The sequence below is a fragment of the Mycobacterium intracellulare ATCC 13950 genome, assembly GCF_000277125.1.
GTDB lineage: Bacteria > Actinomycetota > Actinomycetes > Mycobacteriales > Mycobacteriaceae > Mycobacterium > Mycobacterium intracellulare.
On sequence record NC_016946.1, the window covers coordinates 426,393 to 448,411 of the forward strand.

The 22,019-nt window shown below is 70.5% G+C and carries 20 protein-coding genes and 1 tRNA gene; 13 read left to right on the top strand and 8 right to left on the bottom strand.

What is annotated here, in order from left to right:
- Positions 1 to 17 precede the first annotated feature (17 nt).
- The 3 genes from OCU_RS27095 to OCU_RS27105 are packed head-to-tail and all read left to right on the top strand — an operon-like array spanning position 18 to position 878.
- Positions 18 to 218 (top strand): DUF4244 domain-containing protein, encoded by a 201-nt coding sequence (locus OCU_RS27095; RefSeq protein WP_014378956.1) that lies wholly within the window; start codon positions 18 to 20, stop codon positions 216 to 218.
- Between the two features lie 35 nt (positions 219 to 253).
- On the top strand, positions 254 to 541 hold the full coding sequence (locus OCU_RS27100) for a TadE family type IV pilus minor pilin (RefSeq protein ID WP_108724398.1): 288 nt from the start codon (positions 254 to 256) through the stop codon (positions 539 to 541).
- A gap of 19 nt (positions 542 to 560) precedes the next feature.
- Positions 561 to 878: an Rv3654c family TadE-like protein gene (locus OCU_RS27105; RefSeq protein WP_008263421.1), complete on the top strand. Its 318-nt coding sequence runs from the start codon at positions 561 to 563 to the stop codon at positions 876 to 878.
- On the opposite strand, the gene OCU_RS27110 is transcribed toward OCU_RS27105, so the two are convergent.
- Positions 875 to 1,900 (bottom strand): PAS domain-containing protein, encoded by a 1,026-nt coding sequence (locus OCU_RS27110; protein WP_014378958.1) that lies wholly within the window; start codon positions 1,898 to 1,900, stop codon positions 875 to 877. The genes OCU_RS27105 and OCU_RS27110 overlap by 4 nt on opposite strands.
- Positions 1,901 to 1,971: 71 nt before the next feature.
- On the bottom strand, positions 1,972 to 4,305 hold the full coding sequence (locus OCU_RS27115) for a DEAD/DEAH box helicase (RefSeq protein WP_014378959.1): 2,334 nt from the start codon (positions 4,303 to 4,305) through the stop codon (positions 1,972 to 1,974).
- Between the two features lie 259 nt (positions 4,306 to 4,564).
- Between OCU_RS27115 and cspA the strand changes: the two genes are divergently transcribed.
- The 3 genes from cspA to topA all read left to right on the top strand — a co-directional run bounded on the left by cspA (position 4,565) and on the right by topA (position 8,536).
- Positions 4,565 to 4,768, top strand: a complete 204-nt coding sequence (gene cspA / locus OCU_RS27120) for a cold shock protein CspA (protein ID WP_007772268.1) — start codon at positions 4,565 to 4,567, stop codon at positions 4,766 to 4,768.
- A gap of 160 nt (positions 4,769 to 4,928) precedes the next feature.
- Positions 4,929 to 5,519 carry a hypothetical protein gene (locus OCU_RS27125; protein ID WP_014378961.1) on the top strand — a complete coding sequence of 197 codons (591 nt, stop codon included), beginning with the start codon at positions 4,929 to 4,931 and terminating at the stop codon, positions 5,517 to 5,519.
- 203 nt (positions 5,520 to 5,722) lie between these two features.
- Complete coding sequence (topA, locus tag OCU_RS27130; protein WP_014378962.1) at positions 5,723 to 8,536, top strand: type I DNA topoisomerase; 2,814 nt, start codon at positions 5,723 to 5,725, stop codon at positions 8,534 to 8,536.
- Here topA and OCU_RS27135 read toward each other — a convergent pair.
- Positions 8,533 to 10,194: an adenylate/guanylate cyclase domain-containing protein gene (locus OCU_RS27135; protein ID WP_029385090.1), complete on the bottom strand. Its 1,662-nt coding sequence runs from the start codon at positions 10,192 to 10,194 to the stop codon at positions 8,533 to 8,535. The genes topA and OCU_RS27135 overlap by 4 nt on opposite strands.
- 98 nt (positions 10,195 to 10,292) lie before the next feature.
- On the opposite strand from OCU_RS27135, the gene OCU_RS27140 reads away from it, so the two are divergent.
- The gene (locus OCU_RS27140; RefSeq protein WP_085981096.1) at positions 10,293 to 11,525 is read left to right on the top strand and encodes a DNA polymerase III subunit delta'; all 1,233 of its coding nucleotides are present in this window, start codon (positions 10,293 to 10,295) and stop codon (positions 11,523 to 11,525) included.
- 56 nt (positions 11,526 to 11,581) lie between these two features.
- A tRNA-Thr gene (locus OCU_RS27145) sits at positions 11,582 to 11,657 on the top strand.
- 12 nt (positions 11,658 to 11,669) lie between these two features.
- Here the strand turns inward: OCU_RS27145 and OCU_RS27150 are convergent.
- A complete protein-coding gene (locus OCU_RS27150) occupies positions 11,670 to 13,487 on the bottom strand; it encodes a hypothetical protein (protein WP_225332012.1) in 1,818 nt (605 codons plus the stop codon).
- Between OCU_RS27150 and OCU_RS27155 the strand changes: the two genes are divergently transcribed.
- A complete protein-coding gene (locus OCU_RS27155) occupies positions 13,453 to 14,397 on the top strand; it encodes an NAD-dependent epimerase/dehydratase family protein (RefSeq protein WP_085981097.1) in 945 nt (314 codons plus the stop codon). The two genes, OCU_RS27150 and OCU_RS27155, sit on opposite strands and share 35 nt — an antisense overlap.
- Here OCU_RS27155 and OCU_RS27160 read toward each other — a convergent pair.
- Genes OCU_RS27160 through OCU_RS27170 form a run of 3 tightly spaced genes read right to left on the bottom strand, consistent with a single transcriptional unit; the run spans position 14,394 to position 16,716 of the window.
- Complete coding sequence (locus tag OCU_RS27160; RefSeq protein WP_009953616.1) at positions 14,394 to 14,735, bottom strand: DUF2304 domain-containing protein; 342 nt, start codon at positions 14,733 to 14,735, stop codon at positions 14,394 to 14,396. The genes OCU_RS27155 and OCU_RS27160 overlap by 4 nt on opposite strands.
- Positions 14,732 to 15,430 (bottom strand): glycosyltransferase family 2 protein, encoded by a 699-nt coding sequence (locus OCU_RS27165; protein WP_014378965.1) that lies wholly within the window; start codon positions 15,428 to 15,430, stop codon positions 14,732 to 14,734. The genes OCU_RS27160 and OCU_RS27165 overlap by 4 nt, the downstream gene beginning before the upstream one ends.
- A 35-nt stretch (positions 15,431 to 15,465) precedes the next feature.
- A complete protein-coding gene (locus OCU_RS27170) occupies positions 15,466 to 16,716 on the bottom strand; it encodes a hypothetical protein (RefSeq protein WP_014378966.1) in 1,251 nt (416 codons plus the stop codon).
- A gap of 124 nt (positions 16,717 to 16,840) precedes the next feature.
- On the opposite strand from OCU_RS27170, the gene OCU_RS27175 reads away from it, so the two are divergent.
- Positions 16,841 to 17,911, top strand: coding sequence for a DUF475 domain-containing protein (locus OCU_RS27175; RefSeq protein WP_014378967.1), 1,071 nt, complete (start codon positions 16,841 to 16,843; stop codon positions 17,909 to 17,911).
- Between the two features lie 106 nt (positions 17,912 to 18,017).
- Here the strand turns inward: OCU_RS27175 and OCU_RS27180 are convergent, their stop codons facing one another.
- Positions 18,018 to 18,506 (bottom strand): inorganic diphosphatase, encoded by a 489-nt coding sequence (locus OCU_RS27180; protein WP_008263447.1) that lies wholly within the window; start codon positions 18,504 to 18,506, stop codon positions 18,018 to 18,020.
- A gap of 115 nt (positions 18,507 to 18,621) precedes the next feature.
- On the opposite strand from OCU_RS27180, the gene dacB reads away from it, so the two are divergent.
- Genes dacB through tilS form a run of 3 tightly spaced genes read left to right on the top strand, consistent with a single transcriptional unit; the run spans position 18,622 to position 22,000 of the window.
- The gene (dacB, locus tag OCU_RS27185) at positions 18,622 to 20,007 is read left to right on the top strand and encodes a D-alanyl-D-alanine carboxypeptidase/D-alanyl-D-alanine endopeptidase (RefSeq protein WP_029384489.1); all 1,386 of its coding nucleotides are present in this window, start codon (positions 18,622 to 18,624) and stop codon (positions 20,005 to 20,007) included.
- Entirely contained in the window at positions 20,004 to 21,059 is a 1,056-nt protein-coding gene (locus OCU_RS27190) for a zinc-dependent metalloprotease (RefSeq protein WP_014378968.1), read from the top strand. The genes dacB and OCU_RS27190 overlap by 4 nt, the downstream gene beginning before the upstream one ends.
- Positions 21,038 to 22,000, top strand: coding sequence for a tRNA lysidine(34) synthetase TilS (tilS, locus tag OCU_RS27195; RefSeq protein WP_014378969.1), 963 nt, complete (start codon positions 21,038 to 21,040; stop codon positions 21,998 to 22,000). Before OCU_RS27190 ends, tilS begins: the two co-directional genes overlap by 22 nt.
- Positions 22,001 to 22,019 lie beyond the last annotated feature (19 nt).

Sequence of the window (22,019 nt, forward strand, 5' to 3'; positions counted from 1 at the left end):
ACGAAAGGAAGTCCTTGATGATCAACAAGTTTCGCGAATTCGCCGCGCGCGCGGCCGTGTTGGCGGCCGACGAGTCGGGCATGTCGACGGTCGAGTACGCCATCGGCACCATCGCGGCGGCGGCGTTCGGCGCGGTGCTGTACGCGGTGGTCACCGGCGATTCCATCGTGTCGGCGCTGACCAACATCATCGGCCGTGCGCTCAACACCAAGGTGTAGCCGGCAGTGCCGGCGCGAGCACCGTTGAGGCGGCGCTGGGCATCGCCTCGCTCGTCGTCGTGCTGGTGCTGTGCCTGGCCGGTGTCAGCGCTGTCTCGATGCAGGTGCGCTGCATCGACGCCGCCCGCGAGGCCGCCCGGCTGGCCGCCCGCGGCGACGAACGCTCCGCGGTGGCCGCCGCGGTCCGGCTCGCTCCCGCCGGCGCCCGGGTCGACCTGCACCGCGACGGCGACTTCCTGGTCGCCACCGTCGCCGCGCATTCGAAGTTCCTGCCCGCCTTGGATATTGGCGCGAAGGCGGTCGCCGCGGCCGAGCGGCCATGACGATCGGGGGTCGGCCACGGTGGTCGCCGCCTGGATGGTCGTGGTGCTGCTCTGGGCGACCGGCGTCGCCGGCTACCTGGGCTCGGCGGTGGTGGCGCGTCACCGCGCACAGGCGGTGGCCGACCTGGCCGCCCTGGCCGCTGCGGCGCGGCTGACGTCGGGATCCGCCGCGGCCTGCATCCAGGCCGCGGCCGTCGCCCGCGCGATGCGGGTCGACGACATCGGCTGCGTGGTCGACGGTCTCGATGTCGTCATCACGGCGCGGGTGCCGGTCGTCGTCGCCGGTACGGCACGTGCCACCGCGCGGGCGGGGCCCGCCGGCGGGCGAAATGGCTAGGGCGTCTGCGGCAGCCCCGCGGCCGCCAGCTCGTCGTCGGTGGGCAATCGCAGGGAGACCAGCCCCGCGTATGTATCCGGCTCCAGTTCGACCCGGTTGACGGTGACGTGCACGGGCACCCAATCCGCGTCGTGGCCGGGCAACCGCAACACCCGACTGGTGGGGCCCCCGCCGAATTCCCTTGTCATGGTGGACATCACGTCCTGATCGTCGGGATGGACCCGCGGTTTGCCGGTCTCGCTGCTGCGCCAGTCATAAAACGTGCAGGGCTCGTCGAGCCATTTCAACAGGGTCCAGTTGTTGAGGTCGATCAGCGCGCGGTGCACCCCGGCCTGGGCGAGGCCGCTGAGGATCCGTTGGGCCAGATCATCGGTCGACACCGCCGGGCCCTTGAGTTCGGATTGCCAATTGATCGCCCGCGCCACCAGGTGCTCCCGGCCGTCGGGCCCCGGCTCCAAGATCGTGCGCGCGACGAAACCTATCCGGATGGCCTTGCCTCGCCAGTCAGTGAGATCCCAGGTGCTGCATAGCGTTTGGTCGGGCTTGGCCTTGACCGCCATGGCGAGCACCTTGGTTTCGTTCGGGTTGAGTTCGCGGGACGGAAGGTCCTCGGCGAAAGCCCTGCCGAAGGTGACTTCGACTTCGGGATTCTTGCCGCTATTGATCAGCGATTCGCGGGTGTCGGTCGCCACCCCCATGGTCAGGTCCCACTTCAGCGGCCCCGGAATCGGACGCTCGGGTGGGTCGATGTCCGACGGCCCGGTCCACACGTGCACGCCGTGGATGAGCCCGTCGGACATCACCACGGGTTCGGTGCGAATGATGCGATCGCGCTTGGGCGTGATGCTGGTCAGGGCCTGTCCGGTCTGGACCGATTCGGCGATCGCCGTTCGCACCGCGGCGAGATAGGGGCTGCGGCGCAGGAAGGTGGTGATCGGGACGAGATTCTTCAGTTGGCGCCCCTGCGCCACGACGGTGGGATCACCCCCGAGTGTCTCCACGAGCAACCAGTCGTGGGCCATGCGGCTGAGTTTACGGCGACGGGACGGATCCGTGGGAGCGGGTGAACCGGCGGGCGACCTCGCCGCTGTGCTCAGCGTGACTCCCGGGGCAGCTCCGCGAGTACCAGCCGCAGCACCTGCACCGCGCCGGCCTTGTCGAGCGGGTCGTTGCCGTTGCCGCACTTGGGGGACTGCACGCACGACGGGCACCCGCGGGGGCATTCGCACGCCTCGATGGCGGCGGCCGTCGCGGCGAGCCACGTGCGGGCCCGGCGGAAGCCCCGTTCGGCGAATCCCGCGCCGCCCGGATACCCGTCGTAGACGAAGACGCTGGGCAGCCCGTCGGGACCCGGTCCCACCGCGGTGGACAAGCCGCCGATGTCGCCGCGGTCGCAGCTGGCGACCAACGGCAGCAGCCCGATGGCGGCATGCTCGGCCGCATGCAATGACCCGGGAATCCGCGTGCCGTCAATACCCTTGCGCAGCAACGCATCCTCGGTGATGGTGTACATCACGGAGGTGGTGGCCAAGGTGTGCTCCGGCATGTCCAACTCGATGAAGTCGATCACCTCCCCGGAGAGCAGGCGGCGCAGGTAGCCGACCACCCGGTGGGTGACCCGGACCGGGACCAGCCCGAGCGTGACCGGCCCGAAGGCCAGACGCTCACCGGTGCCGGTGACGACGATGTCGGTGATCTCCCGCGCGAACGTCGCATAACCGGGGTCCTCGGCGTGGACGAAGGCGATCCCTTCCTCGGTGTCCAGCGAGTCCACCACGTAGCTCTCGCCCTGATGCAGGTACACCGCGCCCGGGTGCACCGAAGCCGGTGCCCGGCCGACGTCGGTGCTGCCCAACAGCCGCCCGGTGTCGGCCTCGATGATGACGATCTGCCCGCCCGTTGAGCCCCGGATGTCCACCGCGGCATGCGGTTCCAGGCCGGGCGCCGGAAAGTACTTTCCGCTTCGCCGCCGCAGCAGCCCGTCATCGACCAGGCCGTCAGCGACGTCGGTGGCGCCGAGTTCGCGCACCTCCGGCTCGTCCAGCGGCAGTTCGGTTGCCGCGCAGAGCAGTTGCGGCCCCAGGATGTACGGGTTCGTCGGGTCGATGACGACCCGCTCGACCGGCTTGTCCAGCAGCGCGGCCGGATTGTGCACCAGATACGTGTCCAGCGGATCGTCCCGGGCGATCAACACCACCAGCGCGCCCTGGCCGCGCCGCCCGGAGCGGCCGGCCTGCTGCCAGAACGAGGCGACGGTGCCCGGAAAACCGGCGAGCACCACCGCGTCCAGCCCGGCGATGTCGACGCCCAACTCCAGCGCATTGGTGGTGGCCAGCCCGCGCAACCGGCCCTCGGCCAGGGCGCGCTCCAGCGCGGTGCGGTCCTCGGCGAGATACCCGGCCCGATACGACGCCACCGTCCGGGACAGCTCGGGGGCGATGTCGTCCAGCCGCGCCTGGGCGCCCAGCGCGGTCAATTCCGCGGCGCGGCGCGACCGCACGAAGGTCAGGGTCTGCGCTCCCTCGGCGATCAGGTCGGCCATGACGCGCGCCGCCTCCGCGCCCGCCGAGCGGCGCACCGGTGCACCGTTCTCGCCGACCAGGTCGGTCCGCAGCGCGGGTTCCCACAGGGCCACGGTCCGCGCCCCCTGGGGTGAACCGTCTTTGGTGACCTCCTGCACCGGCAGCCCGATGAGCTCGGTGGCCGTCGCACTCGGGGAATCCGTTGTCGCGCTGGCGAAGATCACCGTCGGCGCGCTCGAATAGCGGGCGCACAACCGCAACAAGCGGCGCAGCACCATCGCCACATTGGAGCCGAACACCCCACGGTAGTAATGACATTCGTCGACAACCACGAAGCGAAGACCCCGCAACAGCACCGCCCAGCGGGCGTGGTTGCGCAGGATCGACAAGTGGATCATGTCGGGGTTGGAGAACAACCAGCGGGAGCGCTCCCGCGCGAAGCGGCGCACCTCGGCGGGACTGTCGCCGTCGTAGGCGGTGGGAGCCACCGCAAAACCGGGTTCATGCAGCCGCGGAATCGCCGCGGTCAGGGCGTGCGCGACCCGCAGCTGGTCATGCCCCAGCGCCTTGGTCGGCGACAGGTAGAGCACCCGGGCCCGCGGATCGGTCGCCAGCGCGTTGAGGACGGGAAGCTGATAGGCCAGCGACTTGCCCGAGGCGGTGCCGGTGCTCACCACCACGTGGCGGCCCGCGTAGGCCAAATCCGCGGCCGCGAACTGATGCGACCAGGGCGCGGCGATCCCGCGGTCGGCGAATGCCTTGACCACGTCGGGCTCGGCCCACGCCGGCCAATCGTGCGGCCGGCCACTGCGCGGTGGCAATTCGGCGACGTGGCGCAGCGGCCGTTCGTCCGTCGCGGTTCCGGCGAGCGCGGCGGCAAGCAGCTCACTGCCGAAGCTCGCCATCTCACCCCGCTCGGAATCGCTGTTCGAATCGGGCAAACACACAAGTCTGTCGCCGACGCGATGAACATGGTTGACTAATTGCGGTCGCAGCTTCTGTGTTCGTGTCAAACTTTCGCAGGATCGACGTTGCGGCCGCGGTTCCTGCGAGGTTAATCGGTCGGGTGAAGTTCCGGCGACTCAGCGAGGTATGGCGGTCGTACCAGGCCCGGGGCATCGAAAGGCGATGCCCCGCACCCAGAAGAAAAGGAAAGATCGAGAGATGCCACAGGGAACTGTGAAGTGGTTCAACGCGGAGAAGGGCTTCGGGTTCATTGCCCCCGAAGACGGCTCCGCGGATGTGTTTGTCCACTACACGGAGATCCAGGGTTCGGGCTTCCGCACCCTCGAAGAGAACCAGAAGGTCGAGTTCGAAATCGGCCACAGCCCGAAGGGCCCCCAGGCCACCGGAGTCCGCTCCCTGTAGGGAAGAGCAGACCTAACGGACACCCCCCGTGCAGCCCCGCCCAGCGGGCCCAGCCGGGGGGTTTCCTTTTTCTATCGGTTCTATCGGTTCTTTCGGCACGGCGCCGCCGCGCCGGTTGCCTCAAGACGCGGATGGGCGAGAGGGCCTACTGTCGGATGGCGTGAGCCAGCTTTCCTTCTTTACCGCGGAGTCGGTGCCGCCCGCGGTCGCCGATCTTTCGGGGGTGCTGGCGGCGTCCGGGCAGATCGTCACCGTCGGCGGTGCGGAGGCCCAGGGCGCTCGGCTTTCGGTGGTCGTGGACGCGCCCTGGCGGGCCGCCGCGCTGGCGGACATGATCCGCGAGGCCGGTCTGGCCGCCGAGATCGGCCGGACCGACGAAGACACCCCGCTGGTGCGGACGGCGGTGGACCCGTCGTTGAGCACGCTGGCGGCCGAATGGACGCGCGGCGCGGTCAAGACCGTGCCGCCGCGCTGGCTGCCCGGCCCGCGCGAGCTGCGGGCGTGGACGCTGGTGGCCGGCAACCCCGAGGGTGAGCACTACCTGCTGGCGCTGGACCCCCACGCGCCCGACACGCACTCGCCGCTGGCGTCGGCGTTGATGCGCGTCGGGATCGCGCCCACGCTGATCGGCACCCGCGGCGGCCGGCCGGCGCTGCGCATCAGCGGCCGCCGCAGGCTATCGCGCCTGGTAGAGAACGTGGGGGAGCCGCCCGACGGCGCCGAGGCGCTGTCCCGGTGGCCGCGGGTTTAGCCACCGGACGACGCGCGATTTCGCGCCGCGTTGTCGAGCGTCGGTTTGCGTAGGCCCGCCCGAGGGTGCGAAATTGTCAGGTGCCGCAGGGCGAAGGAACGGTCGCGTACCTGAATTTCACCGGAATTTTCGAAGCCGACCTGTCATTCTTCCTGCAGGTGGTCTCGCAGGGGGGACCAATCAGGGATGGAGCGTAAGGGCAGTTGGCTGACCCGAAACTGAAGGACAGCGCCGGCGGCGGCAACGGAAGCCGCCGGCGACTCGTGATTGTCGAGTCGCCCACCAAGGCGCGCAAACTGGCCGGGTACCTGGGCTCCAGCTACATCGTCGAGTCGTCGCGCGGCCACATCCGCGACCTGCCCCGGGCCGCCGCCGACGTGCCCGCCAAGTACAAGTCGGAGCCGTGGGCCAGGCTGGGCGTGAACGTCGACCACGACTTCGAACCGCTCTACATCATCAGCCCGGAGAAGAAGAGCACCGTCACCGAGCTCAAGGGCCTGCTCAAGGACGTCGACGAGCTCTATCTCGCCACGGATGGCGACCGCGAGGGCGAAGCCATTGCCTGGCACCTGCTGGAGACCCTCAAGCCCAACATCCCGGTCAAGCGGATGGTGTTCCACGAGATCACCGAGCCGGCGATCCTGGAGGCCGCCGAAAATCCCCGCGACCTCGACATCGATCTCGTCGACGCGCAGGAGACCCGCCGCATCCTGGACCGCCTGTACGGCTACGAGGTCAGCCCGGTGCTGTGGAAGAAGGTCGCGCCCAAGCTGTCGGCGGGCCGGGTCCAGTCGGTGGCGACCCGGATCATCGTGCAGCGCGAGCGCGACCGCATGGCGTTTCGCAGCGCGTCCTACTGGGACATCGTGGCCCAGCTCGACGCCAGCGTGTCCGACCCGCAGGCGTCGCCGCCCACCTTCTCCGCCCGGCTGACCAACGTCGACGGCCTGCGCGTCGCCACCGGACGCGACTTCGACTCGCTGGGACAGCTGCGCAAGGCCGACGAGGTCACCATCCTCGACGAACCAAGCGCGACCGAGTTGGCCGCCGGGCTGCGCGGCGCCCAGCTGTCCGTCGCCTCGGTCGAGGAGAAGCCCTACACGCGCCGGCCGTACGCGCCGTTCATGACGTCGACGCTGCAGCAGGAGGCCGGCCGCAAGCTGCGGTTCTCCTCCGAGCGCACCATGAGCATCGCCCAGCGGCTCTACGAAAACGGCTACATCACCTATATGCGTACCGACTCGACCACGTTGTCGCAGTCGGCGATCAACGCCGCCCGCAACCAGGCGCGTCAGCTCTACGGCGAGGAGTACGTCTCGCCGTCCCCACGCCAGTACACCCGCAAGGTGAAGAACGCCCAGGAGGCGCACGAGGCGATCCGGCCCGCCGGCGAGACGTTCGCCACCCCGGACGCGGTGCGACGCGAACTCGACGGCGACGAATTCCGGCTCTACGAGCTGATCTGGCAACGCACGGTGGCCTCGCAGATGGCCGACGCGCGCGGCACCACGCTGAGCCTGCGTATCGGGGGCCGCTCCGGCGAGCGTCAAGTGGTGTTCTCCGCCAGCGGTCGCACCATCACGTTCCCCGGCTTCCTGAAGGCCTACGTGGAGACGGTGGACGAGTTGGCCGGCGGCGAGGCCGACGACGCCGAGAGCCGGCTGCCGCAGCTCACCCAGGGCCAGCGGCTGGACGCCATCGAACTCACGCCCGACGGCCACGCCACCAACCCGCCGGCCCGCTATACCGAGGCGTCGTTGGTCAAGGCGCTCGAGGAACTGGGCATCGGCCGCCCGTCGACGTATTCGTCCATCATCAAGACCATCCAGGACCGTGGCTACGTGCACAAGAAGGGCAGCGCCCTGGTGCCCTCCTGGGTCGCGTTCGCCGTAACCGGTTTGCTGGAGCAGCATTTCGGCCGGCTGGTCGACTACGACTTCACCGCCGCGATGGAGGACGAGCTCGACGCGATCGCCTCGGGCCAGGAGCGGCGCACCGACTGGCTCAACAACTTCTACTTCGGCGGCGAGCACGGGGTGGCCGATTCGGTGGCCCGGTCCGGCGGCCTGAAGAAGCTCGTCGGCGTCAACCTGGAAGGCATCGACGCCCGAGAAGTCAACTCCATCAAGCTCTTTGACGACGAGCAGGGCCGTCCCGTCTACGTCCGGGTGGGCAAGAACGGGCCGTACCTGGAGCGCATGGTGACCGGCGACGACGGCGAGCGCACGCCGCAGCGGGCCAACCTCAACGACTCGCTGACCCCCGACGAATTGACCCTCGAGCTGGCCGAGCAGCTGTTCGCCACGCCACAGGAGGGACGGGTGCTGGGCGTGGACCCGGCGACGGGCCACGAAATCGTCGCCAAGGACGGCAGATACGGCCCGTACGTGGCCGAGGTCCTGCCGGAGCCGCCACCTGGCGACGACGAGGGCGGCGCCGCACCCGCGAAGAAGGGAAAGAAGCCCACCGGTCCCAAACCCCGCACCGGGTCGCTGCTGCGCACCATGGATTTGCAGACGGTCACGCTCGAGGACGCGCTGCGGCTGCTCTCGCTGCCCCGGGTGGTCGGTGTCGACCCCGAATCCGGCGAGGAGATCACCGCGCAGAACGGCCGCTACGGCCCATACCTGAAGCGCGGCACCGATTCTCGCTCGCTGGCCACCGAGGAGCAGATGTTCGACATCACCCTCGAGGAAGCGTTGAAGATCTACGCCGAGCCCAAACGCCGCGGCCGCCAGGGCGCCACCGCGCCGCCGCTGCGTGAGCTGGGCGCCGACCCCGCGACCGGCAAGCCGATGGTGATCAAGGACGGCCGGTTCGGGCCGTACGTCACCGACGGCGAGACCAACGCGAGCCTGCGCAAGGGCGACGACGTGCTGTCGATCACCGACGAGCGGGCCGCCGAACTGCTGGCCGACCGCCGGGCCCGCGGCCCGGCGAAGCGTCCCGCCAAGAAGGCCGCCCGCAAGTCCCCGGCCAAGAAGTCGGCCGCCAAGAAGACCGCCAAGCGCAGCTAGCCGCGCGCGTCGCTGGAAACCTCTTGCGGCGCAACCTCTTCCGGGGCGGCCAGCTTCACCGGCCGGGCCAGCTGGGTGGGCGCCCTGCGGCCGCGCAGCTCGACCACCTCGCCGACATCCCAGCACAGGGCCTCGGCATCCAGCGCGCCGCTGACGGCGATCGCCGACGCGAGCACGTGGCCGGGCTCGAGCTTGGCCAGCTCGGTCAGCCGGGCGGCCTCGTTGACCGGGTCGCCGATCACGGTGTACTCGAAGCGGGCCTGCGCGCCGATGTGGCCGGCGATGGCCCGCCCGGATGACACCCCGATGCCGAACTCCGCCGAACCGATCACCGGGAGCAGCTCGTCGTGCAATTCCCGGGCGGCGGCCAGCGCCCCGCCCGGTGAGTCGGGGTGCTCGATCGGCGCGCCGAAGATGGCCAGCGCGGCGTCGCCCTGGAACTTGTTGACGAAACCGCCGTGGCGGCCAACGGTTTCCACCACTACCCGGAAGAACTCGTTGAGCAGGTGGACCACCTCGGCGGGCGGGCGGGTCGAGGCCAGCTGGGTGGAGCCGACCAGGTCCACGAACAGCACCGCGACGTCGCGCTCCTGCCCACCCAGCTCGGTGCCACGCTCCAGCGCCCGGCGGGCGACGTCCTCCCCGACGTAGCGGCCGAACAGGTCGCGCAGCCGCTGCCGCTCGGACAGGTCGCGCACCATGTCGTTGAAGCCCGCCTGCAGCAGGCCGAGCTCGCTGGCGTCGTAGATCTGCATGTGCGCGTTGTAGTTTCCGCGCTGCACCTCGCTCAAGGCCCAGCGCAGCTGGCGCAGCGGGTCGGCGATCGACATGGCCACCAGCAGGGTGCTGATCAGCCCGACGCCCAGCGCGGTCAGCGCCAGCAACAGGATGGGGTTGAACAGGCTCTCCGGTGCGGCGTGCAGCAGCGAGGCCTTGTCCGCCACCACGGCCAGCACGATCGCCATCAGCGGCACCGCCGTGGACAGCATCCAGGTCAGGATCTGGCGCAGGATGACGCCGGGCGCCTTGACGTTCTCCGGGACCCCGCTGCGCAGGGCGGCGACCGCGACCGGCCGCAACACCCGTTCGGATTGCAGGTAGCCGATGATCGCGGTGGCCGCGGCGCCCAGCGCGGTGGCGACCGAGACGACGGGCGCCGCGAACTTGGCCACCGACCAGCTGGCCACGATGAACACCACGCCGCCGATGCACCAGTACGCGACCGTGCTCAGGGTGCGGTAGTACGGCATGCGCAGCGCGCGGCTGCGGGCGAGTTCGGTGGCGACCGGATCGGTCTCGGCGAGCATGTTGTCGCGGCGCTGCCAGCGGAAGACCGGCATCAGCAGCTTGAGGTTGACCACCACGCCGACGAGGAACAGGACGACCAACGAGCTCGAGAAGATCGCCAGGTTGAGCGTCGGCAGGTCCTGCAATTCGATGCGATCCTGCGGCGGCAACCCGTAGCGCAGGAAGCCGAGCACGAACAGCGCGCCGATGATGTCGGCCTGCAACATGCTCAGCGCGAACAGCGGCCACGGGGTGCGCACCACCCACCGGACGAATGCGCTGATCCGCCCCGGTAGTGCCGCCGCCGTAGTCACCAACCCACCGTATCGGGCGGCGGCGACGTCCCGGAAACTTAATAACCATCTCGGCAGGTCGCGCGGGGGGCCCCGACGACCGCAAAGATCACGGAATGGTCGCGGTACGGTAGCCGATCGGTATCTGTCGGCCTGGCTGTCTACTGTTACCGATGATGTCCGGGGTGTTTGCGCGGCTGGTAGGCCAAGACGCGGTGACGGCCGAGCTGCTCGCCGCCGCCAGAGCCTCCCGCGGTGACCCAGCCCACAGCGAGGCGGGCGCCGGGACTATGACACATGCCTGGCTGATCACCGGTCCGCCCGGCTCGGGGCGCTCGGTGGCCGCGCTGTGCTTCGCGGCCGCGCTGCAATGCACCTCCACCGTCGAAGACGGGGGCCCGGGCTGCGGGCGCTGCCACGCGTGCACGACGACCATGGCCGGCACGCACTCCGACGTGCGCCGGGTGATCCCCGAGGGCCTGTCCATCGGCGTCGACGAGATGCGCGCGATCGTGCAGATCGCGTCGCGGCGCCCGGCCACCGGGCATCGCCAGATCGTGGTGATCGAAGACGCCGACCGGTTGACCGAGGGCGCCGCCAACGCGCTGCTGAAGGTCGTCGAGGAGCCGCCGCCGTCGACGGTGTTCCTGCTGTGCGCGCCGTCGGTGGATCCCGAGGACATCGCCATCACGCTGCGGTCGCGGTGCCGGCACGTGGCGCTGGTGACGCCGTCGACCGAGGCGATCGCCCGGGTGCTGGTGGACAGCGACGGCCTGAGTCCCGAAACCGCGGACTGGGCGGCGTCGGTCAGCGGCGGCCACGTGGGCCGGGCGCGCCGGCTGGCCACCGACCCGGAGGCCCGCGCGCGCCGGGAGCGGGCGCTGGGACTGGTACGCGACGCCGCGACCCCGTCGCGGGCCTACGCCGCCGCCGAGGAGTTGGTGGCCGCGGCCGAGGCCGAGGCGGTGGTGCTGACCGCGGACCGCGCCGAGGCCGAGACCGAGGAGCTGCGCACGGCCCTCGGCGCCGGCGGGACCGGCAAGGGCACCGCGGGCGCGATGCGCGGCGCGGCCGGGGCGATCAAAGACCTTGAGCGGCGGCAGAAGTCGCGCCAGACGCGGGCCTCGCGCGACGCGCTGGACCGGGCGCTGATCGACCTGGCGACCTATTTCCGGGATGCGCTCCTGGCCGCCGCGAACGGCGGGGCGGTGCGGGCCAACCATCCGGACATGGCCGAGAAGGTCGCGGCGCTGGCCGCGCATGCCCCGCCCGACCGGCTGCTGCGCTGCATCGAGGCGGTTCTCGAGTGCCGCGAGGCGCTGGCGATCAACGTCAAGCCGAAGTTCGCCGTCGACGCCATGGTCGCCACGATCGGCCAGCAACTGCGCGCCCAGGAACCGCGCGACTGATTTCGTGGTGCCCGCCCGCCTGCCGTAGACTCGTGCCGCCCGGCGTGTGGGCACCAGCCGCCTTAGCTCAGTCGGTAGAGCGATTCACTCGTAATGAATAGGTCAGGAGTTCGATTCTCCTAGGCGGCTCCATTTCTTCCCGGGTCAGGCCGGGGCCAGAAAACCCACCGGACCCGACGCGATGCACAACGCCAGCGCGGCGGTGTTGGCCCGCACGGTGATCGCGTCCCCGGCGCCCGGCAGGCGCGCGAAGACCCGGTTGAGGCCGGGATGCACCGGCACTTTGACCTCGGGCCCCTGCGTCATCGACAGCGTCATCGACCCGTCGCTGTTGGCCAGGTAGTTCAGCTCGACGGTCCAGTCGGCGGGCAACAGCGGCCCGTCGAGGGCCAGGCGCGCGGGTTTGTCCGGCTGCGCGAAATAGCCGCATCGCGGCATCGGCCCCGGCGCGATGGTGCGAACCCAGGTCACCCGCGCCTTGATCAGGTGGCCGGAGCTGTCCAGCATGCGCAATTGCGTTGTGGCGGGCGCAAATTCGGGCCTGTCGCGCAGCAGGGCGAACATGTGGCTGGCCAGATTCTCCGGTGCGGCCACCCGTTGCAGCACCAGCGGATCGACCTCCTGGTCCAGCAGCGGCGCGTCGGAGGCGGCATGGACCGCGGCCAGCGACGCCTGGGCATTCTGCAGATAGGGCTGGGCCGGGTTGTCCCGCCAGCTGGTCAAGAACGTGGCCGTCGAGTGCAGGCTGCTGGCGACGAACAACACCGCCAAACCCGCGGTCACCGCGGCGCGTTTCGGCGACGCGTCGAGCCAGCCCCGCCCCGCCGGGCGGTTCGGGGCGCACAGCGCGACGGCGGCCAGCAGCGCCAGCACCACGACGAGGTCGGGGAAATACCGCAGCGTCTGCGCGAGTTCGAGCGCGGTCTGCTTCGACGAGCGCATCAGGTAGATCGGCACCTGGCAGGCCACGGCGTAGCCGGCGGCGGTCGCCCACACCGGCCCGATGCGCCGCTTGCGCGCCAGCGACACCGCCAGCGCGCCGCCCAACACCAGCCAGCCGAGCGCCATCACCGACGGCGGGGGCGTGGCCCAGGGCGAGGCCGGCGCCCACCGGTCCCAGTGCCAGGGGCCACCGGCCAGCCCCGGCACGATGCCGTGCGTGATCGATCGCGCCAGCAGCCGCCTCGTCATCGACAGGTCGGAACTCCACCGCCGCTGATTGACCACGGCCAGATAGAGCACCACCCAGGCGGCGGTGAGCGCCAGCGCCGCGACCCACAACCGCGCGCCGGCCCGCCACACCGCCGCCAGCGCCGATCCCAGCCCCCCGTCACCGGTCACGTGGCGCAGCAGCGCGGCGACCGCGAACGCGACGAACGGGATCACCGCGGCCTTTTCGAAGAACAGCAGCCCGCCGAAGTAGACGAGCACCCCGGTCACCGCGTAGCGCCGGTTGCCGGTGCGCACCAGCAGGACGGCGTCGGCGCACACCCAGGCCAGCGCCGCCAGCATCGGCAGCGAGTTCAGCGCCGCCGCCCACCAGGCGAACCCGGGCACGCCGAGCGGGGTGAACAACGCGAACGTCAACGGGATCAGCAACACCGGTCGCCAGCCCAAGATGGCGTGCAGCGCGCGCAGCAACGCCAGCGACGCCAGCAGCTGCAGCGCCACCAGGCTGACCGCCGGCCAGGTCCAGTCCAGCGGCGCCAGCCGGATGATGGTGCCCGCGAGCAGGAATGCCGCCGGCATGACGTGGCCGTCGTGATCGTGGAACAGGTACGACGGCGCGAGCAGGTTATGCGTGCCGGCCTTGCCGATCAGAATCAGGTCGTCCCAATAGAAATAGCCCCCGAACGCCAGCGCCGCGCGGACCGCCAGCTGCACCGCGATGAGCGCCGCGGCCGCCGCCGCTATGTATGGTGGGCCGGTGCGTGCACTGGTTACCGGGGCAGCCGGATTCATCGGCTCGACGCTAGTCGACCGCCTGTTGGGCGACGGCCACACGGTCGTGGGGCTGGACAACTTCGCGTCCGGCCGCGCGAGCAACCTCGAGCACCTGGCCGACAACCCGGCACACGTCTTCGTCGAGGCCGACATCGTGACCGCGGATCTGGAGGCCATCCTCGACGAGCACCGCCCGGAGGTGGTGTTTCACCTCGCCGCCCAGATCGACGTGCGGCACTCGGTGGCGGACCCGCAGTTCGACGCCTCGGTCAACGTGATCGGCACGGTGCGCCTGGCCGAGGCCGCGCGCCGGGCGGGGGTGCGCAAGGTCGTGCACACGTCCTCGGGCGGCTCGATCTACGGCGTCCCGCCGCGGTACCCGACGCCCGAGACGGTGCCGACCGATCCGGCTTCGCCGTATGCCGCCGGGAAGGTGGCCGGCGAGCTCTACCTGAACACCTTCCGCCACCTCTACGGCCTGGACTGCTCACACATCGCGCCGGCCAACGTCTACGGCCCCCGCCAGGACCCGCACGGGGAGGCCGGCGTGGTGGCGATCTTTGCTCAGGCGCTGCTATCGGGTAAGCCCACCAAGGTTTTCGGTGACGGCGGCAACACTCGCGACTACGTTTTCGTCGACGACGTGGTGGACGCGTTCGTCAAGGCGTCCGGGGACGCCGGCGGCGGGCAGCGTTTCAACATCGGCACCGGCGTCGAAACCTCGGACCGGCAACTGCATACGGCGGTGGCCGCGGCCGTCGGGGGGCCCGACGACCCGGAGTTCGCGCCGCCCAGGCTCGGTGACCTCAAGCGATCCTGCCTCGACATCGGTTCGGCCGCAGAGGTTTTGGGTTGGCGACCGAAGGTCGAGCTGACCGAGGGTGTGCGCCGCACGGTGGATTACTTCCGGCGGACGCACGCCGGCTAGCTAGCCTCGGGCGCCTGCGCGGAATCCAACGCGATCGCCCGGGCCAGCCGCGCGTAGCGCAACTCCAAGTCCTTGAACCGCATGTAGGTGCTGAGCGTGGTGAAACAGAAGGCCATGACCAGCGCGTACAGCATCAGGTCGGTGCCGCGGCGCACCCCGAACCACTGCGCCACGACGGTGGTGTCGTCGGGCCGCAGCACGGCGTAGATGCCGGCCAGCACGAACACCACATAGCCGACCTTGACCCAGGCCCGGGACCGCGCGTTGCGGCGCGACCGCAGCAGATAGACCAGCAGCGCGACGATCGATCCGATCAGCAGCACCTGGATCCAGTTCATGGTGTCCTCCCTCGCAGGAACCCGTCGAAGATGATGTTGACGCCGTTGAGCAGCGGCTGCCCCTTCGACTTCGAGTATTCGGTGTAGAGCACCTCGACCGGTTCTTCGGCGACGCGCCAATGGTTTTCGTCGATCAGCATGATGAACTCGTTGGCGTGGCTCATGCCGCTCATCGTGATGTCCAGCCCGTCGGCGACCTTCTTGTTGAACACCCGCAGGCCGTTGTTGGTGTCGGTCAGCCCGAGCCGGCGACCGCGCCGGCTCAACCGCGCGGCGGTCTGCAGCACGATCCGTTTCAGCAGCGGCGGCCGCGCGACCTGCTGGGTGCCGAACCGGGTCCCGATGACCACGTCGACGTCCCCGCCGCGCAGCCGGTCGACCATGGCGGCGAGATCCTTGACGCGATGCTGGCCGTCGGCGTCGAACGTGGCGAAAACCTCGGCCCCGGGCTGCTTGCGGGCGTACTCGACGCCGGTCTGGATGGCCGCCCCCTGCCCGAGGTTGATGGGATGGCGAACCAGGTGAGCGCCCGCGCGCCGGGCGATCTCACCGGTGCCGTCGGCGCTGCCGTCGTCCACGCAGACGACGTGGTCGAATACCGAGCGCACGTCGGCTATCACCTCGGCGATGACAGCTGCTTCGTTGAAGGCGGGAATGACGACCCAGACGACCGAATATTGCGTTTCCGTACCCATCTAAGCCCACAAGGTACACGCTGGTGCAGGCCAGATCAGCCCGTTGCGCGTCCGGCGCGCGACAGCGCCACCAGATGGACACCGATGCCCACCAGCGGCCCGCACAGCAATCCGACCACGGTGCGGGTCTGCAGGGACAGCGGCAGCAACAGCAGCAAACCCGACGCGACCGTGGCGCCGACCCAGCCCAGCGAGTAGGCGCGGTGCAGCGCGGCGGCCACCGCGGCGGCGCCGGTCAGCGTCAGCATGGCGATCGCCACCGCGGCCGCGGTCAGCCACGCCAGCAGGGCGCTGCTGGCGTGGTACTGCGGCCCGAAGGCGAATCGCAACAGCCAGGGGCCCACGGCGCCCGCGGCCAGCACCCCGACCGCGCCGATGCCCGCGACGATGCCGGCCGGGGCGATCAGCGCGCGCACCCGGTCGCTGCGCTCGTCGACGAAATGCGCAATCAGGTTGCCCTGCATGGCCGTCAGCGGCACCAGCAGCGGCGCACGGGTCAACGTGACGGCCAGGATGATCACCCCGCCCTCGGCGCCCAACTCGGCGCTGGTGAGCTTCAGCAGCACGGGAAAACCCATCACCAGGATGGCGCTGGCGCCGGCCGCGGTGATCGAATGCGCGGCGCCCCGCAGGAAGGTCGCGGTGCCGCCCGGGGTGAGCAGCCGCGCGGCCGCGCGGGTGGCCGGCGAGGCCACCAGCAGGATCAGCCAGGCGATCGCGCCGCCGACCGTCGCCCACAGGAAGCCGGTCAGATGCCAGCCCAGCACCACGGTGGCCGCCGCGATCGCGACGCGGATGACCGCGTCGGTCACCATCAGCGCCCCGTACTGGGTCCACTGGTTGATGCCGGCCAACATGCCCAGCAGCGTGGTGTGCACGCAGAAGCCTGCCAGCCCCGCGCACAGCAGCGCCACCGACAACCAGCGCTCCTCGACGAAAACCCGACCGCTCCACAGCGGCGCGGTCCCCGCGATCACGACGGCCGCGGCGACCCCGAGCAGCGCGCCGACCCGCAGCGGGTGGGTGCGCTTGGTCGGCGCGACGTCGAGGTAGGCGCACGCGCGGACCTCGCGGGTGGTCTCTTGGAGCAGCCCGAAGGCGGCGCCGCTGACCAACCCGAAGGCCCCCCAGAAGACCCCGAACACCGAGAAGCCGCTGGGAGCGAGGTCGCGGGCCGCCAGGTAGATCACGCCGTAGCCGCACAGGGCGGTCACGGCGGTGGCGGTGCCGACGCGAGCCATGCTGCCGCGCGCCACCGGCCCCTGCGAGGCGCTGATTTCGGTCATCGGGGCAGCGCTTTCAGCGGACCGCACCGATGTATCGCCACAATTTGAAAATAGTAAGTGTCCGCACCGCTCGCCCGGCGCGGCGCTCGGGTTCGCTAATGTGAGCCGCTGTCGGAAAGGACCCATGGCCGCCTACCGCGTCTTCGGTGTTTCGCTGTTGCTCACCGTGGTGGCCCTCGTGCTGGGGTACGCCCACGGTGGCCTCGAAGATCTCTTCCTGCTGCTGGTGCTGGCCGTCCTCGAGGTGTCGCTGTCGTTCGACAACGCCATCATCAACGCCGCGATCCTGAAGCGGATGAGCCCGTTTTGGCGGCAGATGTTCTTGACCGTCGGGATCGTCATCGCCGTGTTCGGGATGCGTTTGTTGTTCCCGTTGGTCATCGTGTGGGCGACCGCGGGGATCGGTCCCGTTCGGGCGATGGAACTGGCGCTGCATCCGCCGCCGAACGGCGCGCTGGAGTTCGCGGACGGCTCGCCGAGCTACGAGAAGATGATCCTGTCCGCCCATCCGCAGATCGCGGCCTTCGGTGGGATGTTCCTGTTGATGCTGTTCCTGGATTTCGTCTTCCACGACCGAGATATCAAGTGGCTCAAGTGGATTGAGGTTCCGTTCGCCCGCATCGGGCGACTCGGCCAGGTGTCGGTGGTGGTGGCCGGCGCCACGCTGGTGCTCGTCGGCTCGCGGTTGACGCATTCGGCCGACGAGCGTGCCACGGTGTTGACCGCCGGGGTGCTGGGCCTGGTGACCTACCTGGTGGTCAACGGGTTGAGCCGCGCGTTCCGGCCGGCCAACGTCGAGGGCATGACGGTCGGCGAGGCGGTCGGCAGGGCGGGTTTCACCCTGTTCCTCTATCTGGAGGTGCTCGACGCCGCGTTCTCGTTCGACGGGGTCACCGGCGCCTTCGCGATCACCTCGGACCCGATCGTCATCGCGCTCGGGCTCGGCTTGATCGGCTCGATGTTCGTGCGGTCCATCACCATCTACCTGGTCAAGCAGGAAACCCTGGACCGGTACGTCTACCTGGAACACGGCGCGCACTGGGCGATCGGCGCGCTGGCCGTGATCATGCTGGGATCCATCGATCCGGGTTTGCAGGTGCCCGAGGCGGACACCGCCTCGGTGGGCGTGGTCTTCATCGGGGCGGCGCTGGGCTGGAGCCTGCTGCGCAACCGGCGCAGGGCGCGGGCGGGCTAGTGGCGATCGCAAGCGCGGCGAAGCGGGGCGCGGCGGGTCGCCACCATCGGGCTAGTGGCGATCGCAAGCGCGGCGAAGCCGGGCGCGGCGGGTCGCCACCATCGAGCTAGTGCCCCTCGGCCTTGAACCGGTCCACCGAGCGCTGAATCTCGGCCTCGGCCTCCGCGCGGCCGACCCAGTCCGCCGCCTTGACGAACTTGCCCGGCTCCAGGTCCTTGTAGTGCACAAAGAAGTGCTTGATCACGTCCAGCTCGAACTCGGGCACGTCGCCGATGTCCTGGATGTGGTCCCAGCGGTGGTCGCCGGCCGGCACGCACAAAACCTTGTCGTCGCCGCCCTTTTCGTCGGTCATCCGGAACATGCCCACCGGGCGGGCCTCCACGATCACCCCGGGAAACACCGACTGCGGCAACAGCACCATGGCGTCCAGCGGGTCGCCGTCCTCGCCGAGGGTGTCCTCGATGTAGCCGTAGTCGGTCGGGTAGCCCATCGCGGTGTACAGGTAGCGGTCCAGACGCACCCGTCCGGTCTCGTGGTCGATCTCGTATTTGTTCCGCTGGCCCTTGAGGATCTCGATGGTCACGTCGAATTCCACCGCGTCGGCTCCTTGTCTGGGTGTCTGCATGGGCAGGCCAATTTTGCTCTGCTACACCCTAGTCGAGCCCATCGGCGCCGATTCGGCAGAATGGGTTCAGACAGTCAGGAGAGTGATGGCCCGTACTCGCTGGCAAAAATCCACCCCAGTGTTGATCGGGTTGGGCGTGCTGGCGTTCGTCGCTGCCGTGGTGGTGGCGGCGACGTTTTTCACCACGACCGGGCACGGCGCGGGCAGCGCGCGCGCCCCGATCCCGCCTCCGCACGCGCCCACGGTCAAGCCCGGCATGGTCCCGGTGAGCGACACCGCCGAGTTACCCAGCGGGCCCGGCGTGGGCGCCGCGCTGGCACCGGTGGCGGGCGATCCCAACCTGGGCAGGCTCGGCGGCCGGATCACCGACGCCCTCACCGGAAAAGAGCTGTGGCAGGTGGCCGACGACATGCCGCTGGTGCCGGCGTCGACCAACAAGGTGCTGACGGCCGCCGCCGCCCTGCTGACGTTGGACCGCCAGGCCCGGATCAGCACCCGGGTGGTCGCGGGCAGCCAGAACGCCCAGGGCCCCGTCGTGCTGGTGGGCGCCGGCGATCCGGTGCTCTCGGCGGCGCCGCCCGGGCAGGACACCTGGTACCGCGGCGCGGCCCGCATCAGCGACCTCGTCGAACAGATCCGGCGCAGCGGGGTGACCCCGACCGCGGTGCAGGTGGACACCTCGGCGTTCAGCGGCCCGACGATGGCGCAGGGGTGGGATCCCGCCGACGTCGACAACGGCGACATCGCGCCGATCGAGTCGGTGATGATCGACGCCGGGCGCATCCAGCCGACCACGGTCAACTCCCGGCGGTCCCGGACGCCGGCGCTGGACGCCGGCCGCGAGCTGGCCAAGGCGCTGAACCTCGATCCCGCCGCGGTGACGATCGCGACGGCGCCGTCCGGGGCGCGGCAGCTGGCCGTCGTGCAGTCGGCGCCGTTGGTCCAGCGGCTCTCGGAGATGATGGACCACTCCGACAACGTGCTGGCCGAATGCATCGCCCGTGAGGTGGCGGCCGCGATCAATCGGCCGCGCAGCTTCGCCGGCGCGGCCGACGCGGTGACCAACCGGTTGAGCACCGCCCACGTCGACACCGCGGGCGCGGCGCTGCTGGACTCCAGCGGGCTTTCGGTCGACGACCGGCTCACGGCCAAGACGCTCGACGGGGTGCTGCAGGCCGCCGCCGGGCCCGACCAGCCGTCGCTGCGGGCCCTGCTGGACCTGCTTCCGATCGCCGCCGGCAGTGGGACGCTCGGCGACCGGTTCCTCGACGCCTCGACCAGCCAGGGCCCCGCCGGCTGGCTGCGGGCCAAGACAGGCTCGCTGACCAACATCAACGCGCTGGCCGGGGTGCTCACCGACCGCAGCGGCCGGGTGCTCACCTTCGCGTTCATCTCCAACGACGCGGGCCCCAACGGCCGCAACGTGATGGACGCGCTGGCGACCCGGCTCTGGTTCTGCGGGTGCTCATGACGCCGGCGTCGGAACTGACGCTGGGCACCGCCGTCGACTGGCAATTCGCGGCCACGGTCGGCCGGCGGCTGGCCCGGCCCGGGCCACCGTCCAGCGACTACACCCGCCGCCAGGTGATGGACGAACTGGTGGACGCGGCCGCCAAAGCCGAACCCCTGGTCCGTGACGTCACCGGCCTGGTCGCGGGTGGCGCCGTGCCCGCCGCGCGCATCGTCGACCGCCCGGAATGGGTCGCCGCCGCGGCCGAGTCGATGCGGGTGATGATGAACGGCGCCGAGAAGCCGCGCGGGTTTCTCACGGGCCGGGTCACCGGCGCGCAGACCGGCGCCGTCCTGGCCTACGTCTCGTCGGGGATCCTCGGCCAATACGACCCCTTCGCCACCGATAACGGGGCCAGGGCCGGCTGCCTGCTGCTGGTGTACCCGAACGTCATCGCCGTCGAGCGGCAGCTTCGGATCGAGCCGTCCGATTTCCGGCTGTGGGTGTGCCTGCACGAGGTCACCCATCGCGTGCAGTTCACCGCCAACCCGTGGCTGCCCGACTACATGTCGCAGGCGCTGGGCCTGCTGACCCGCGACGCCGGTGACGACCTGGGGGAGGTGGTGAGCCGGCTCGCCGACTACGCCCGCAATCGCGGCAATCAGAACTCCGACGCCAACTCGGCGGGCATCCTCGGTCTGGTGCGGGCGGTGCAGTCCGAGCCCCAGCGCCACGCCCTGGATCAGCTGCTCGTGCTGGGCACGCTGCTGGAGGGCCACGCCGACCACGTCATGGATGCCGTCGGGCCGATCGCCGTGCCGTCGGTGGCCACCATCCGCCGCCGCTTCGACGAGCGCCGCCACCGCAAGCAACCGCCCCTGCAGCGCTTGCTGCGCGCACTGCTGGGACTCGACGCCAAGCTCAGCCAATACACGCGCGGCAAGGCGTTCGTCGACCACGTCGTGGGCCAGGTGGGCATGGCGCGATTCAATGCCATCTGGGCGGGGCCCGAAACGCTGCCGCTGCCCATCGAGATCGAAGAGCCCCAGCGATGGATCGACAGGGTGCTGTAGGCCGGCTGCGCGCGGCGGTCGAGGCGTTCGTCAAGACGCACCTCGCCGCCGTCGACCAATGGTGCGTGGCCTTGTCCGGTGGCCCGGATTCGTTGGCGCTGACCGCGGTGGCGGCCCAGCTGCGGCCCACCACCGCGGTGGTGGTGGACCACGGCCTGCAACCCGGCTCGGCCGACGTCGCCGAAGCCGCCCGGGCGCAGGCCGTCGCACTGGGATGTGTTGCGGCGCAAGTGATTCGGGTGCAGGTCGGCACGGAGGGTGGTCCCGAAGCCGCGGCCCGCGCGGCCCGCTACGCCGCGCTGGCCGCCTACCACGACGGCCCGGTGCTGCTCGGCCACACGCTCGACGACCAGGCCGAGACGGTGCTGCTCGGGCTGGGCCGGGGGTCCGGCGTGCGCTCGATCGCCGGGATGCGCCCCTACGATCCGCCGTGGTGCCGGCCGTTGTTGGGGGTCCGGCGTGCGGTGACGCACGACGCGTGCCGGGAGCTGGGCCTGACCGCATGGCGCGATCCGCACAACAGCGACCCCCGCTTCACCCGGACCCGGTTGCGCGCCGAGGTGTTGCCGCTGCTCGAAGACGTGCTCGGCGGGGGCGTCGCCGAGGCGCTGGCCCGCACCGCGACCGCGCTGCGGGAGGACGGCGAGTTGATCGACACGCTCGCCGCCCGGGCGCTGCCCGGCGCCAAGGCGGGCGATGGGCTACGGGTCTCGGCGCTGGCGACGCTGGACGCGCCCGTGCGGCGGCGCGTGATCCGGGCCTGGCTGCTGGCGGGCGGCGCAACGGGGCTGACCGACAAGCAGATTCGGGGGGTCGACACCCTGATCACCGCGTGGCGCGGCCAGGGCGGCGTGGCGGTGGGGTCGTCCGTGCCCGACGAGCGGTTGTTCGCGGGCCGCCGCGACGGCGTTTTGACGCTGTGGCGCGAACCGGTCGGCTGACCGCAATATCGGGGCCGCC

What these genes read in the sequence shown, in the direction of transcription:
- OCU_RS27095 (WP_014378956.1), top strand. Translation starts at nt 18, where the DNA reads ATGATCAACAAGTTTCGCGAATTCGCCGCGCGCGCGGCCGTGTTGGCG.
- OCU_RS27110 (WP_014378958.1), bottom strand. Translation starts at nt 1,900, where the DNA reads ATGGCCCACGACTGGTTGCTCGTGGAGACACTCGGGGGTGATCCCACC.
- OCU_RS27115 (WP_014378959.1), bottom strand. Translation starts at nt 4,305, where the DNA reads ATGGCGAGCTTCGGCAGTGAGCTGCTTGCCGCCGCGCTCGCCGGAACC.
- cspA (WP_007772268.1), top strand. Translation starts at nt 4,565, where the DNA reads ATGCCACAGGGAACTGTGAAGTGGTTCAACGCGGAGAAGGGCTTCGGG.
- OCU_RS27140 (WP_085981096.1), top strand. Translation starts at nt 10,293, where the DNA reads ATGTCCGGGGTGTTTGCGCGGCTGGTAGGCCAAGACGCGGTGACGGCC.
- OCU_RS27150 (WP_225332012.1), bottom strand. Translation starts at nt 13,487, where the DNA reads ATGAATCCGGCTGCCCCGGTAACCAGTGCACGCACCGGCCCACCATAC.
- OCU_RS27160 (WP_009953616.1), bottom strand. Translation starts at nt 14,735, where the DNA reads ATGAACTGGATCCAGGTGCTGCTGATCGGATCGATCGTCGCGCTGCTG.
- OCU_RS27165 (WP_014378965.1), bottom strand. Translation starts at nt 15,430, where the DNA reads ATGGGTACGGAAACGCAATATTCGGTCGTCTGGGTCGTCATTCCCGCC.
- OCU_RS27170 (WP_014378966.1), bottom strand. Translation starts at nt 16,716, where the DNA reads ATGACCGAAATCAGCGCCTCGCAGGGGCCGGTGGCGCGCGGCAGCATG.
- OCU_RS27175 (WP_014378967.1), top strand. Translation starts at nt 16,841, where the DNA reads ATGGCCGCCTACCGCGTCTTCGGTGTTTCGCTGTTGCTCACCGTGGTG.
- dacB (WP_029384489.1), top strand. Translation starts at nt 18,622, where the DNA reads ATGGCCCGTACTCGCTGGCAAAAATCCACCCCAGTGTTGATCGGGTTG.
- OCU_RS27190 (WP_014378968.1), top strand. Translation starts at nt 20,004, where the DNA reads ATGACGCCGGCGTCGGAACTGACGCTGGGCACCGCCGTCGACTGGCAA.
- tilS (WP_014378969.1), top strand. Translation starts at nt 21,038, where the DNA reads ATGGATCGACAGGGTGCTGTAGGCCGGCTGCGCGCGGCGGTCGAGGCG.